Source organism: Pseudomonas sp. XS1P51 (genome assembly GCF_054897845.1).
In genome coordinates, this window is the sequence record NZ_CM142707.1 from 1,985,512 (window position 1) to 1,998,642 (window position 13,131).

Annotated in this window: 11 protein-coding genes and 1 pseudogene; 7 read left to right on the forward strand and 5 right to left on the reverse strand. The window is 59.2% G+C overall.

Going from position 1 to position 13,131, the window contains the following annotated elements; genetic code table 11:
- Positions 1-23: 23 nt before the first annotated feature.
- Positions 24-944, reverse strand: a complete 921-nt coding sequence (locus ACYZUD_RS09115) for a LysR family transcriptional regulator (protein WP_462023677.1) — start codon at positions 942-944, stop codon at positions 24-26.
- A 171-nt stretch (positions 945-1,115) separates the two neighbouring features.
- On the opposite strand from ACYZUD_RS09115, the gene ACYZUD_RS09120 reads away from it, so the two are divergent.
- On the forward strand, positions 1,116-2,015 hold the full coding sequence (locus ACYZUD_RS09120; protein ID WP_462023678.1) for an AEC family transporter: 900 nt from the start codon (positions 1,116-1,118) through the stop codon (positions 2,013-2,015).
- A gap of 4 nt (positions 2,016-2,019) precedes the next feature.
- Here the strand turns inward: ACYZUD_RS09120 and ACYZUD_RS09125 are convergent, their stop codons facing one another.
- On the reverse strand, positions 2,020-2,955 hold the full coding sequence (locus ACYZUD_RS09125) for a hydroxyacid dehydrogenase (protein WP_462023679.1): 936 nt from the start codon (positions 2,953-2,955) through the stop codon (positions 2,020-2,022).
- Positions 2,956-3,075: 120 nt separating this feature from the next.
- On the opposite strand from ACYZUD_RS09125, the gene ACYZUD_RS09130 reads away from it, so the two are divergent.
- The 5 genes from ACYZUD_RS09130 (at position 3,076) to ACYZUD_RS09150 (ending at position 6,860) form a co-directional block, all read left to right on the forward strand.
- Positions 3,076-3,711, forward strand: coding sequence for a DUF1989 domain-containing protein (locus ACYZUD_RS09130; RefSeq protein WP_462023680.1), 636 nt, complete (start codon positions 3,076-3,078; stop codon positions 3,709-3,711).
- A gap of 4 nt (positions 3,712-3,715) precedes the next feature.
- The gene (locus ACYZUD_RS09135; RefSeq protein WP_462023681.1) at positions 3,716-4,522 is read left to right on the forward strand and encodes an amino acid ABC transporter ATP-binding protein; all 807 of its coding nucleotides are present in this window, start codon (positions 3,716-3,718) and stop codon (positions 4,520-4,522) included.
- A complete protein-coding gene (locus ACYZUD_RS09140) occupies positions 4,519-5,175 on the forward strand; it encodes an amino acid ABC transporter permease (protein WP_462023682.1) in 657 nt (218 codons plus the stop codon). Before ACYZUD_RS09135 ends, ACYZUD_RS09140 begins: the two co-directional genes overlap by 4 nt.
- A gap of 45 nt (positions 5,176-5,220) precedes the next feature.
- Complete coding sequence (locus tag ACYZUD_RS09145; RefSeq protein WP_462023683.1) at positions 5,221-6,012, forward strand: transporter substrate-binding domain-containing protein; 792 nt, start codon at positions 5,221-5,223, stop codon at positions 6,010-6,012.
- A 134-nt stretch (positions 6,013-6,146) separates the two neighbouring features.
- Positions 6,147-6,860, forward strand: a complete 714-nt coding sequence (locus ACYZUD_RS09150) for a GntR family transcriptional regulator (RefSeq protein WP_462023684.1) — start codon at positions 6,147-6,149, stop codon at positions 6,858-6,860.
- 51 nt (positions 6,861-6,911) lie between these two features.
- On the opposite strand, the gene ACYZUD_RS09155 is transcribed toward ACYZUD_RS09150, so the two are convergent.
- Together ACYZUD_RS09155 and ACYZUD_RS09160 are read right to left on the reverse strand one after the other, a co-directional pair.
- Positions 6,912-8,192: a Zn-dependent hydrolase gene (locus ACYZUD_RS09155; RefSeq protein ID WP_462023685.1), complete on the reverse strand. Its 1,281-nt coding sequence runs from the start codon at positions 8,190-8,192 to the stop codon at positions 6,912-6,914.
- Positions 8,193-9,320 carry a pyridoxal phosphate-dependent aminotransferase gene (locus ACYZUD_RS09160; protein WP_462023686.1) on the reverse strand — a complete coding sequence of 376 codons (1,128 nt, stop codon included), beginning with the start codon at positions 9,318-9,320 and terminating at the stop codon, positions 8,193-8,195.
- Positions 9,321-9,815: 495 nt separating this feature from the next.
- Between ACYZUD_RS09160 and ACYZUD_RS09165 the strand changes: the two genes are divergently transcribed.
- On the forward strand, positions 9,816-11,162 hold the full coding sequence (locus ACYZUD_RS09165) for an MFS transporter (protein ID WP_462023687.1): 1,347 nt from the start codon (positions 9,816-9,818) through the stop codon (positions 11,160-11,162).
- A gap of 200 nt (positions 11,163-11,362) precedes the next feature.
- On the opposite strand, the pseudogene ACYZUD_RS09170 reads toward ACYZUD_RS09165, so the two are convergent.
- Positions 11,363-11,856: pseudogene (locus ACYZUD_RS09170) on the reverse strand (NAD(P)/FAD-dependent oxidoreductase).
- Between the last annotated feature and the right edge of the window lie 1,275 nt (positions 11,857-13,131).

Here is a 13,131-nt window from a genome sequence, read left to right on the forward strand (position 1 = left end):
TGTCGCCCTTTATTAACCTTTTGTTAATCCATGCTGAACAGCTCGAAGCCGCTGCCTGCAAGGGTGTTGCGCAACTGCTCGACGAACGCCTGGGCGAACTGCGCCAAAGGCTCGCGACGCAGGTGCACCAGGCTGATGGTCAGGCGTTCCTCGGTGAGAATCGGCAACACCGCCATGCGCTCAGTGCCCGACGCCCGATAAGAGATCTCGTCGACCACCGAAAAACCGGAGCCGTTCTTGACCAACGCGCAGGCGTGGTGAGGCGAGTCGACATCGATGCTCGGCCGATAAGACAGTCCGACACGCCCGAAGGCTGGCTTCATGAAACTGAAAAACGGGGTATCGGCCGGGTAACCCACGAAGGGGGTATCGGCGAGGGCTTGCGGCAGCTCGTCTACCGGGACGCGAGTCAAGGCGTGATCCGCCGGGCACACCACCAGCACGCGGATGTCGCTCAGCGGCACGGCACGCAGGTTGGGATGATCGATGGGGAACAGGGAAACCCCCAGGTCGGCTTGCTGATCGAGCAGCCGGTCACGCAGCAGGACGTGGCGCAAGCATTCAAGGCTGACCCGAATGTCTTCATTGCACCGCCGAAAGGCAGCGATGGCGTCCGGCACCAACTGATGCCCCAGGCTGGGACTGCTGGCGATACGCAGCACACCGTGGCGCTGCTGCACCAGATCATGCAACGTGGTGTTGACCCGCTGGATATCGCGATACACCGACTCGACATCACTGAACAGGCGCCGCGCCTCAGGCGAGGGATACAAGCGGCCCTTGACTCGCTCGAACAACTGGAAACCGATCCGCGCCTCGGTGTGCGAGAGCATGCGACTGACCGCGGGCTGGGACACCAACAGCAGTTGCGCCGCGCCGTTGATCGAGCCGGTGATCATCACCGCCCGAAACACTTCGATCTGCCGCAGGTTGAGCGACTGCATTCAACTCCCCTCTCTGAAGTTTACTGCGCCCGCACAGCTGCCAACGCTTAACAATACGTTATAGGTCATTAGCAATTAGTATGCCAACCAACCAAACAATCTGAAAAATGCGCTGACAGAGCAAAAGTTACGCGGTAATAATGCGCGCACTTTTTTCAGGAGGCTTCAACCGTGGCCGTTCCGCAAACGATCCTGCCCATCTTTCTGTTGATCATTCTGGGCTATGTTCTGGCACGCCGTGGCGCCCTGAAGACGGATACCACCAAGGCGTTGGGCAACCTGGCGTTCAAGCTGTTCATGCCCATGGTGCTGTTTACCGGAATGGTCAACGCGCCGCTGCACGACGGCTTGGACATGAAAGTCCTGGCCGCGTACTTCGTGCCGGCGCTGATCATCTTCATCGTGGTCAATCTGATTTCGCACCGCAGCATTGGCCACCCCACTCCGTTCGGGCTGACCGCCGCCTTTTCCAACAACGCCTTGATTGGCATCCCGATGGTGGCAGGCCTGTTCGGTAACGCCGGACTGGTGCTGCTGTTCACCGTGCTGGCGGTTCACAGCCTGTTGCTGTTCAGCTTTCAGAGCCTCTACAACAGCATCGCCGGCAGCGAGCCATTCAACCCCAATACCCTGGTGGCAAGCCTGGCCAACCCGATGATTGTCGGCCTACTGCTGGGCGTCGCGGTCAACCTGTCGAACCTGACGCTGCCGGGCTGGGGCACACAACTGGCGACCTGGCTGGCCCAGGCCGCACTGCCCTGCGCGCTCATCGTCCTTGGCGCGAACCTCTCCGGTTACCGCCTGCGCCCCAGCGTGTACGCCGTCGGCATCACCGTCGCCAAATTGGTCGCCATGCCATTGCTGGTGTTGCTGACCTGCCTGCTGTTGGGCATCGGCGGCATGCCGCGAGCGGTGCTGGTGCTGATGGCCGCCAACCCTTGCGGCGTCAATGTGCTGGGGTTTGCCCGATCACTGGAGGACAGCCAGAAAACCAGCTCGGCCATTTGCCTGTCGACTTTACTGTCGGCTGTCACTCTGCCCCTGTGGATGTGGATCAACAGCGCTTTTTGACGGACTACACCACGCGGTCCTCAGGTACTTTGCCTGCCAGCACATCCACCACACCCTGGGTCACCGCCGCGGCCATGCGGATCAACGACTGTTCAGTCGACGCGCCGGTGTGCGGGGTCAACACGACATTGGGCACATGCAACAACGGATAGTCGGTGGGCATGCTGTCGTAGGCGTAGACGTCCAGCCCCGCCCCGGCAATGACACCCGATTGCAGCGCCTCGATCAACGCCACTTCATCGATCAACGGCGCACGCCCGGTATTGATCAGCAAGGCTTCGGGCTTCATCCAGCGCAGTTGCTCGCGACCAATGAGGTGATAGGTCTGCGGCAACGACGGCAAATGCAGTGAAACAATGTCACTGGCATTCAACAGTGCTTTCAGGCTGTCTGCGCGTCCCATGCCCAGCGCGGCCAGTTGCTCCGTCGTGGCGCTACGGGCAAACACCTGCACCTGTATGCCCAATGCGATCGCCAACGCGCCGGTCGCCTTACCGATTGCCCCGAATCCCACCAAACCCAGAGTCTGTCCGTGCAGCTCGCGCAGTTGTGCACGGAAACGGAACGCCATATCTCCTGCGCGTGCAGCCTGATCGCTTTGCAGCAACTGCTTGCTCAAGGCGAACATCAAGGTCACGGCATGCTCGGCCACGGAACGGGCATTGCGGCCGGGTGTATTGAAGACCGTGATGTTCAGCTCCCGGGCCGCCGTCAGGTCGATGTTATCGACGCCAACACCGTGCACCCCAATGACACGCAGCTTTTTGAAGCGCTCCATTTCAGGGCGGCCAAACTGACTGCTGCGAAAGATCCCGGCCACCACTTTGTCCGGGTCAGCCAAATGACAGGCCTCCTCCCCCACCAACGGATTCAAGCCCGCAGCTCGTAAAATCGCGAGGCCCGAGGCGTGGATGGGTTGCGGCATCAAGCATTGATTCATGTTTCTCTCACCGGTTTTCAGTTGGAATATCACTATGGCATTCACATTGAATTCCAATGGTATACCGAAAATCTACAAGAACTGGAAGCCTTCTGCGATCCGTTCAATAGAGAGGACGCCATGCCCCACTCATCGCCCACCGCTTCGCCACATCAGGTCTTGAAGGCCTCCCGGGGAACCGCTATCAAGCTGTGCAAGGGTGAAGCCATCAGCATCATCAACCTGCGGGGCAACCAGGTCGTCGACACCTGGGCTGTCAACCTGACCGACGCCAGCGAATGCGGCGCGCTGGAGCACACCCGCTCGATCAACAGCAATATGTTTTTCGAAAAAGGCATGACACTGGTCAGCAACCTGCGTCGGCCAATGCTCAAGCTGATCGAGGACAGCTCCCCCGGCCGCCATGACACGCTGCTGTGCCCCTGCAACGCAGCCATCTACCGCGAGCTGGGCTGCACCGAGTACCACCGCAGTTGCACCGACAACTTCCACGAAGCACTTGCCGAGCTCGGCCTCGACTGCAGCTACACCCCCGCATCGCTGAACCTGTTCATGAATGTCCCGGTCGACGAAGACGGTAGCGTGCAGCGCGTGCCGCCGCGCTCGAAAGCCGACGACAGTGTCACCTTGCTGGCCGAAATGGATCTGGTGGTGGTGCTGTCGGCCTGTCCGCAAGACATCACGCCGATCAATGGAACGGGGCGCCAACCCAGCGACATTGCCTGGTGCGTCCACCCTCGCGCACCTCAGGAATGACACCATGACCGAATCAGTCAAGCCAATGCTGCGCATCAAGGAGTTGAACAAGAGCTACGGCGACCTGCATGTGCTCAAGGATGTCGCACTCGATATCTATCCCGGAGAAGTGATCTCGATAATCGGCGCCAGCGGGTCCGGCAAGAGCACCTTCCTGCGCTGCCTCAACGTCATGGAAATGCCCCAGCACGGCTTCATGGAGTTCGAGCAGTTCTCCTTCGATTTCCGCGACGGCGCCCGCGCGCAACCGACAACCGATCAGTTGCGCTCGTTGCGCTCCCAGATCGGCATGGTGTTCCAAAGCTACAATCTCTGGCCGCACAAGACGGTGCTGCAAAACGTTATCGAAGCACCGATGCGCGTGCTGAAGATGCGCAAGGCCCAGGCGATCAAGGAAGGTGAAGCGCTGCTGACCAAGGTCGGCCTGTTCGACAAATGCCATCAATACCCCGGCAAATTGTCCGGTGGCCAACAGCAGCGCGTGGCTATTGTTCGTGCCTTGGCGATGAAGCCCAAAGTGATGCTGTTCGACGAAGCCACCTCCGCGCTGGACCCAGAACTGGTCGGCGAAGTGCTCGCGCTGATCGCCTCGCTGGCGGCCGAAGGCATGACCATGCTGTTGGTGACCCACGAAATTGCCTTCGCTCGCGACGTTGCCACCCGAGTCTTGTACTTCGATCAAGGACGCATTGCCGAAGATGGCCTGCCTCAGGAAGTGCTGCGCAACCCGAAGAACGAACGTCTGCGCCAGTTCCTCAGACGCATCCTGCATGAAGACATTACCCCTGCTGCCGTGGAGAAACCGGTATGAGTCAGTTGTACAGCGACATCGTCCTTTACGGACCCGGTTTCCTCGAAGCGTCCTGGGTGGTGCTGCTCATCACCGTCGCGACCATCGTCCTGAGCTGGGTGTTCGGTCTCGTAGCGGTACTGGGCAAACGCTCCAACTTCGTCGTACTGCGGGCCATCGCCAGTTTCTATGTCTGGTTCATCCGTGGGACGCCGGCACTGATTCAGGTGTTCATCATTTACTTCGGCCTGCCACAGGTGGGCATCAACCCTTCGCCGTTCATGGCGGGTGTCATCGCGCTGGGGCTGAACAGTGGCGCCTACGTGGCGGAAATCATTCGCTCCGGTCTGCTGGCCATTCCCCAGGGGCAGTTCGAATCTTCGCAGGCGCTGGGCATGAGCCACCCGGAAACCATGGTGCGAATCGTCCTGCCCCAGGTGTTCCGGATCATCCTGCCGCCGTTGACCAACGAGGCCATCGCCGCGCTGAAAAACACTTCGCTGCTGTCCACCATCACCGTGGTCGACTTAACCCTGTACGCGCAAACCATCATTTCCACCACCTTCCGGCCATTCCAGTTCTTCATCGCCACGGCGGTGATCTACCTGGTGTTGACGACGCTCCTGACGCAATTTTCGTCATGGATGGAGCGCCGTCAGACTCGCCTGAGCTGATGGCTGTCGGGCCTTCCCTTGAATTCACCAACGAGTAAACACCTCATGAACCTAAAACGTTTTTTCAAGCTATTCACTGTCCTTTCGGTACTGACCTTCGGCGCTCACGCAGCAGCCAACGAACTGGAGCTCCTGAAGCCCGGCCAGTTGAAAGTTGCCACCCTGGGCACCTTCCCACCGTTCAGCATGCGCAGCCCCAACGGCCAGCTCGACGGCCTGGAAGTCCGCGTGATGAAAGAAATCGCCAAGCGCCTGAACCTGGAGTACACACCGGTGCTGGTGCAGTGGGACTCGCTGCTGGTGGCGCTTGAGGCCAATCAGTTCGACCTGAGCACCAGCGCCATGGACATCACTCCGGCGCGCCAGAAGCAGATCATTTTCTCTGACGGCTGGCTCGAATCCGGCGCACGGATCCTCACGCCGACCGACTCGCCGATCAAATCGGCGGCCGACCTCAAAGGCAAGCGCGTCGGTACTCAGGTGTCCTCCACCTACGCAGTGCTGGCCAAAGAACACGGTGCCGTGGTCAAGAACTACAAATCCGAATCCGACACCATCCAGGATCTGGCCAACCACAACGTCGATGCGGTGATCACCGACTCCATCACGGGTGCCTACCTGATCAAGCACGTCGGCCTGCCGATCGCCATGACCAACGATTATGTCAGCCACATCCAGAAAGGCTTCGCCTTCAAAAAAGGCAAGCCCAACCTGGTGGCGGCAGTGAACAAGGCACTGGCGGACATGAAAGCCGACGGTACTTACGCGGCATTGACCACCGATCTGATCGGCTACGACCCGTCCCCCAAGGATCCGGTTCGCTCGCTGGCGCAGTAATCGACGGTCAAGTTGCCCTGCGCGCTATCGCGCAGGGAGCGACACAGCGTAAAATTCCGGCGGTCGTTGGCAGCCGCTCTCGTTTACCGGTTGCCAATCAATTTTTGTCCGATACCCCTTGTGTGAAGTGACTTATGGAACCGATCAAATCCACGGCCGACTTCCTCGGCGAGCGGGAGCAGAACCTCAGCGCTAAAGCCTACGACGCGATGCTCCAGATGCTCATCAGTCGTGAATTGCCGGCCAATACCGTCTTGCAGGAACGCAAGCTCGCTGAATTGCTGAACATCTCCCGCACCCCGGTGCGCGATGCCCTGACCCGCCTGGAGAACGAAGGCCTGGTCAGTCGTACCGCCGGACGTACGCTGGTGGTCAGACAGTTTTCCATTCGTGAGCTGATCGAGACGCTGCACGTGCGTCGCACGCTGGAGGCCGAGGCAGCACGCCTAGCCGCTGGCCGTGTACCCATCGCCGAGCTGGACGAGCTGGAGGCAAGCGTGCGCCGTTTGCTCGAAGCAGAAGTACCAAACGCCGAAGAAGACTGGATCGTCGACAGCCAGCTTCACAGGATGGTTTCGCACTACAGCGGCAACCTGCTGCTGACGCAGTACATCGAGACGCTGCGGCTGAAAACCCGCATGTTCAACCTGAGTGTCGCGCCCGAGCGCTTTGAAAGTGCTCATCAGGAGCACTTGGCAATCGTGCAGGCGTTGAAGGTCGGCTATCAGGAGCACCTGGCGATCATCGAAGCGCTGCGCTCCGGCGACCCGCAGGCCGCACAAAAAGCGGCAGCGGCGCACATCGACAGTGTCCGTCAAGGCATCATCGATCGCTTCAGCCAGCTCTGATCCGCGTTGTCACCGCGATAAACGTCAGCACCGCGAACAGTGCTGACCCTTTCACCCCGCTCGCTCGGCGAGCACCCTTCCCAGCAACTGCGTCGCGCCGCGAAAGTCCTCGATGCTCATCGCTTCATCCGGGTTATGGCTGCCGTTGGCATTGCGGATGAACAGCATGGCAGTGTCGATGCCCTGACCGGCAAACAATGCCGCATCGTGCCCCGCCCCACTGGGTAGAGACATCGTGTCCAGTCCCAGCTCCAGCGCAGCCTTGTTCAATTGACCGATCAAGTCCGCGGACATCACGCCCGGCGCACTCTGACTGCGCTCACCCAGCTTGAATGTGACGCCGTGTTCACGTGCGATATCCGACAACGCCTGCTGCAATCGCTCATCCATCAATGCCAATGTCGACGGCTGCCGCGAGCGCAGGTCGATGCAGAAGTCGACCTGGCCGGCGACTTTGCTGAAATCGGCCTGATCGGGATCGGTAGCGAACTGACCCACCGTGACCGTCAATTGATGCCCTTCTCGTTCCATGGCCTGCCACAGCCCATGCAGCGTTACCACCAACTGGCTGACCGCAACCACCGCATCCCGCCGATGACTGCGCGGCGTCGCGCCGGAATGGGCATAAGAACCGGTCGCCCGGGCCTTGCGATAGCGCAGGCTGCCACAGATACCACTGACGATACCGAGCGCAACACCGGCTTCGATCAGCACGGGACCTTGCTCGATGTGCACTTCGATGAAACTGTCGATGGCAGACGGGTTCAGGGCGGCGGTTTCGGCAACCAGTCCCTTCACGTCACCGCCGCATCGAGACAAGTGCTCGCTCAAGGTCAGCCCGGTGTCGGCCCGCCTCGCCTGCAACGCCTCGGCAGGCAACAGCCCGAAGGCGGCCTTGCTGCCGACATACGAGACCGGAAACCAGGCGCTTTCCTCGGCGCGGATGGCCATGACCGTGACGTCGTGCTCAGGCTGATAACCCGCCTTGCGCCAGCCCGTCAGCACCGCCAATCCCGCCACCACCCCCGCCGCACCGTCATAGTTGCCGCCGCGCGGGACAGAGTCCAAGTGTGAACCGGTCATCACCACCGTAGCGTGGCGAGAGCGACCGGGCAGCGTCATGTACAGATTCAGTGCGGCGTCGACCGACACCTGCAACCCGGCCCGCTCGGCTAATGAGCGCAGCAGATGATGAGCCCCCTGTTCACCGTCCCCATAGCTGTCCCGGGTGATGCCGACGCCATCGAAACTCAACGCGTGCAGTGCCAGGAACAGCGCATCGGCCTGCGCCCAGTCGGGATCAGGTAACTCGTTGAACGACTGGCGGGCCATTTACACCAGCGCCCGACAGGCATCGACAATGAGCTGGCAGGCTGTCTCCAGCTCTTCATCACTCACGCTGTACGACACCCGGAAATACGGAGCCAGGCCAAAAGCGGTTCCGGGCACCACGGCCACCCCGGCGTCCTCCAGCAAGTACCGGCAAAGGTCGACATCGGTCGTAATGAGGTCACCGGACGGAGTGGTTTTGCACATCAAAGCACCGCATTCCACGTACAGATAAAATGCCGCAGGCGGGCACTCGACGTTCAGCAACGGCCGGGCTTTGGAAAGGATCGCCAAAGCGTTGTCGCGCCGGGCACGCAGGCGATCGCACCACTGCGCGATGAAATCCTGCGGCCCGTTCAACGCAGCGACTGCACCCGCCTGGCTGATCGATGAGGGGTTGGTGGTACTTTGCGACTGAAGCAACTCGATGCCCTTGATCAACCAGGCCGGCCCACCGGCATAACCCAGACGCCAGCCGGTCATCGCGTGGCTTTTCGAAACGCCGTTGATGGTCAGCGTGCGCTCGTAGAGTTCTGGTACGGCCTGGGCGAAAGACGCGAACCGGCCTTCGAAAACAATCGGTTCATAGATGTCATCGGACATGACCAGAACACGCGGATGATCGACCAGCACATCGCCAAGGGCTTGCAACTCTTCGGCACTGTAGAGCGCGCCGGACGGATTGCCTGGCGAGTTGAGCAACAGCCATCGCGTGCTCGGCGTCAGCGCCGCAGCCAGCGATTGAGGGGTCAGTTTGAAACTATCGCCATGCTCCGGGGTGACCACCACCGGCTGCGCACCGGTCAATAACACCATTTCCGGGTACGACACCCAGTACGGCGCGGCGAAAATCACCTCATCGGTCGGCTCCAGCGTTGCCAGCAGCGCGTTGAAAATAATCTGCTTGGCACCGGAGGATGCGATCACCTGATCAAGGCCATAAGTCAACCCATTATCGCGCTGGAATTTGCCGATGATCGCCTGTTTGAGGGCCGCCGTCCCCGCCACACTGGTGTAGCGGGTATGACCCTGACGCATGGCGTCGATGGCGGCCTGCTGAATGTGCCCCGGCGTATCGAAATCCAGTTCGCCCGTGCTCAGGCTGATGACCTTTTGCCCCTCGCTGGCCATGCGCCGAGCAGCCTCCGCGATCGCGGCAGTTGCAGACGTGCGGATTCGTGACACGAGTGAAGAGAGCTGAGTATCGGGTAAAGAGCTGGGCATGAAAATATCTCAGGGTTGGAAATCCCATCATGGTATACCTGCGGGATACTTTAGTCATACTTGGTCTTGTTTCCGCGATCAATGGCCCAGACCTGCCGATAGCGAAACAGCTCGGTGATCTGTCCCCCAGTTGAAACGCTCTTCCTTGCAGATCTTCTGCACTGCTAACTGCACCGCGAACCTTTCCTACAAACGAGCACTGCCTCATTTGGGTGCCCTCCCTTGCAGCGCTCGTCATCAATGACGCGCTTTTTTCTGTGCCAGCTCGAGCCGGACGCCCGTGGCATGAATCATGCGACATCTCGAAGCAGCAATTGGAGCGGCCTTGAATGCACGGGTGACGTTCAACGATCCCGTTTCAGTGCAATACCCATTATCGATAACGAGCACATTGAGGTCAGCATGACAACCACGGCAATAGAGCACGTCGACCCCACCACCCTGAAAAAAGTCATCTGCGCAGCCGCCATCGGCAACTTCGTGGAGTGGTTCGATTTTGCGATGTACGGTTTCCTCGCGACCACCATCGCCCAGCAATTTTTCCCCAGCGGCGATGCCAACGCGGCGTTGTTGAAAACCTTCGCTGTGTTTGCGGTTGCTTTCGCGTTCCGGCCTTTGGGCGGCATCGTGTTCGGCATGCTCGGGGACCGGATCGGGCGCAAAAAGGTCCTGGCAACGACCATTCTGCTCATGGCCGGTGCGACAACCTTGATCGGACTGCTGCCGACCTATGCCGCCATTGGCGTCATGGCACCAGTACTATTGACAGTCATTCGCTGCGCCCAGGGTTTTTCGGCTGGCGGAGAATACGCCGGGGCTTGCGCCTATCTGATGGAGCATGCGCCGCGTACCCAGCGCGCCTGGTATGGCAGTTTCGTGCCAGTGTCGACCTTTTCCGCTTTCGCCTGTGCAGCCGTGGTGGCCTATGCATTGGAATCGTCGCTATCGGTGCAAGCGATGAGCAGTTGGGGCTGGCGTCTGCCGTTTCTGGTGGCCGCACCGCTGGGCATCGTTGGTTTGTATCTGCGCTGGCGACTGGATGAAACGCCGGCATTCCAGGCCGTGACCCAGGAGCATGCGGTGGCCCACTCTCCGTTGAGAGAAACCCTGAGCGTCCACGGTGCAGCGATCTGCTGCCTGGGGGCATTCGTGTCCTTGACCGCCTTATCGTTCTATATGTTCACCACCTACTTCGCTACTTATCTTCAGGTCGCTGGAGGTCTGAGCCGGGCCAGCGCGCTGCTGATATCGGTGATCGCATTGATATTTGCTGCTGCGATCTGTCCGCTGGCGGGAGCCTTCTCGGACAAGGTGGGGCGCCGCGTAACGGTGATCACGGCTTGCGTGCTACTGATGGTGGTGGTTTATCCGGCATTTCTGATGGCCAGCTCCGGGTCGTTCGCCGCCTCGATCATTGGCGTGATGCTGCTGGCGATCGGTGCGGTGCTTTGTGGCGTTGTCACCGCTGCCTTGCTATCGGAAACCTTCCCCACACGCACGCGTTACACCGCATCAGCGATCACCTACAACATGGCTTATACGATCTTTGGCGGCACGGCCCCGTTGATGGCGACCTGGCTGATCGCCCAGACCGGAAGCAACCTGTCACCGGCCTTTTACCTGATCGCAGTCTCGCTGCTGGCCCTGGTCGGTGGCCTGGCGTTGCCGGAAACCTCGAAGATTTCCTTGCATGGCACTTCCGAAGCACAAAGCGGGCCGAAAGGAACCCCTGTAGGATTCGCCTCCTGAGCGAAAAACGGTAGCCGAGAGAGGACAATGCACTGATCGACGAATGGCGCATGACAACTGCGCCCTCTCGCTCGGTAAACTTTGGAAGAAGGCGTCCCTATCAGCCATTAGACTGACAGGGACAATCCCCCTTGGGGTCCATGTCACTTAGCTCCTGATGGTTGTTGCAGGTCCAGTTTTTTGATTGTCGATGCTACAGACTAAAACGCAATATCATTTGGTTGAGGTCTATCACCGGACGCGAGAGGTCCCCCACTGGCAGCGGAAGTCTGATTCGCCCCCGTGGCAGTTTGCACCGATAGGTCTCGGATGAGCCATGGCGCTGGACGTATGTTTTGCTGCCATTCGCACTCGATGTTGTAACGCGCGATGTAATCAGCAACCACCGCGTTGGCGCCGGTCTGCCGGGCGATCAATCGTTCGCCCCGCTCAGCACCCAACAATTGGCGGATCTCGGGAACCGAGTGATGGTGAAACGTCGGCGTGCAATGGCCGGCGTTGCGTCCCGAACCGCCGAAACCTATCTCTTCGGCTTCCAGCAACACCACCTTGACCCCATGCGCGCCAATTCCAGGGCCGTAGTCAACCCGGTGTAGCCGCCGCCGATAATCACCACATCGGCGCTTTTAGGCAGTGGAGCATCACTATCGACTTGCGAGATAAGCGAGTACATAGACGTTCCTGCAGGTGTCATTTCCCCAAGGTTTACGCCTCGGGCAAGACAGCGGCAAGCCTTGGCGCGACGAACCAGGCCATGCTCTCACATGGTGAGATAAAGCCAATGGATCAGCCCGAGTCTGGTCAAAGACTTGTCTAAGACGGGATTCTCGCTGGCGGTGAATATTCGTGATTAATGTAGCGCCTGGGCGGCCGTCTTCATAAGCAAGCTCGGCCCACTTCTAAAACGTGGCGGCCGCAGGATGTAGTTACTGTCGCAAATCCTGTGGGGGTGAGCTTAATATTTCCCCATCAAAAGCCGTACGGCACCGTGGGTTGAGCGTCCTGGCAGGCAACTGGTTATCATGCGTCAATCATCCTTCAACAACCGTAAGCCCCAATTTCCAATGCATCCCTTGCTGTCCATCTGCGAGGCTGGTCATTCTGGTGCACGCCGCCTCTGTTCCTTCTGGTCGCCTGTGAGTTAGCAGCGAATTTGGCACCGACCAGGACCTTGCAAGAGATTCCGAGCTGACCGCTAGAAGCCGCAGCCGACGGATCTTTCGTGGGTTCAGCGGCACTCAATCGGTGCCAACTACCTGCAAAATGGTTTGTCACCAAAACAGCAAGAAGTCGGGTGCATTTGCGGTCTGTTTGGCACTGCGGTTTGGGCCCAAAAACGTCGAATTTGGAGGTATGAGTCAGACTCTCGGACGCGATGGTTTGATTCCAAATCGGCCCCTGGCCTTGCGATCAAAGGGTCGGAGGCCCACAGCCCGTCAGCAATCAATTCGAATATATGCGCCCTCCCCGCGCTCTGTTCCGTTTCCTTAGCGCACAATCGGAAGTCCGGCCTAAAGGTGCTTTCGCTGCTTCCGTTTGTCTTCAAAGGCACGGCCCGCGTGACGTACAGCCGGTTTCGCTGATTTGGGATGGTGACCTTAAAGAACGAAGAATCGGAACTGAGCTTCCAGGGTTTCGCGCCGCGGAGCAGATGAGGAAAAGCGCCCTAATCCCCGGAAACAGGGCGCTTGGCAAGGCTATCTGACATGCGAAAAAACTGAGAAAGGAAGAGAAATATCAGACAGGATTGGTGCCAAAGGCAGCGCGAAAAAGCGCCAAAAACGGCGTGAACTCACAAAAGCCAGTTGTTTTGTGGGGGGTAAAAACGCTATAAAATAAAAAGGGGTCGCGAGATAAAATCTCGCAACCCCTTGATTTATATGGTCTGGACGGAGTGATTCGAACACTCACCCCTAGCCCCCCCATCTTCTTTTTCAGACTTCTTGAAAGTCTCGAAAATTTCACTCTG

What these genes read in the sequence shown, in the direction of transcription:
- ACYZUD_RS09140 (WP_462023682.1), top strand. Translation starts at nt 4,519, where the DNA reads ATGAGTCAGTTGTACAGCGACATCGTCCTTTACGGACCCGGTTTCCTC.
- ACYZUD_RS09160 (WP_462023686.1), bottom strand. Translation starts at nt 9,320, where the DNA reads ATGGCCAGCGAGGGGCAAAAGGTCATCAGCCTGAGCACGGGCGAACTG.
- ACYZUD_RS09165 (WP_462023687.1), top strand. Translation starts at nt 9,816, where the DNA reads ATGACAACCACGGCAATAGAGCACGTCGACCCCACCACCCTGAAAAAA.
- ACYZUD_RS09115 (WP_462023677.1), bottom strand. Translation starts at nt 944, where the DNA reads ATGCAGTCGCTCAACCTGCGGCAGATCGAAGTGTTTCGGGCGGTGATG.
- ACYZUD_RS09125 (WP_462023679.1), bottom strand. Translation starts at nt 2,955, where the DNA reads ATGAATCAATGCTTGATGCCGCAACCCATCCACGCCTCGGGCCTCGCG.
- ACYZUD_RS09135 (WP_462023681.1), top strand. Translation starts at nt 3,716, where the DNA reads ATGACCGAATCAGTCAAGCCAATGCTGCGCATCAAGGAGTTGAACAAG.
- ACYZUD_RS09130 (WP_462023680.1), top strand. Translation starts at nt 3,076, where the DNA reads ATGCCCCACTCATCGCCCACCGCTTCGCCACATCAGGTCTTGAAGGCC.
- ACYZUD_RS09155 (WP_462023685.1), bottom strand. Translation starts at nt 8,192, where the DNA reads ATGGCCCGCCAGTCGTTCAACGAGTTACCTGATCCCGACTGGGCGCAG.
- ACYZUD_RS09145 (WP_462023683.1), top strand. Translation starts at nt 5,221, where the DNA reads ATGAACCTAAAACGTTTTTTCAAGCTATTCACTGTCCTTTCGGTACTG.
- ACYZUD_RS09150 (WP_462023684.1), top strand. Translation starts at nt 6,147, where the DNA reads ATGGAACCGATCAAATCCACGGCCGACTTCCTCGGCGAGCGGGAGCAG.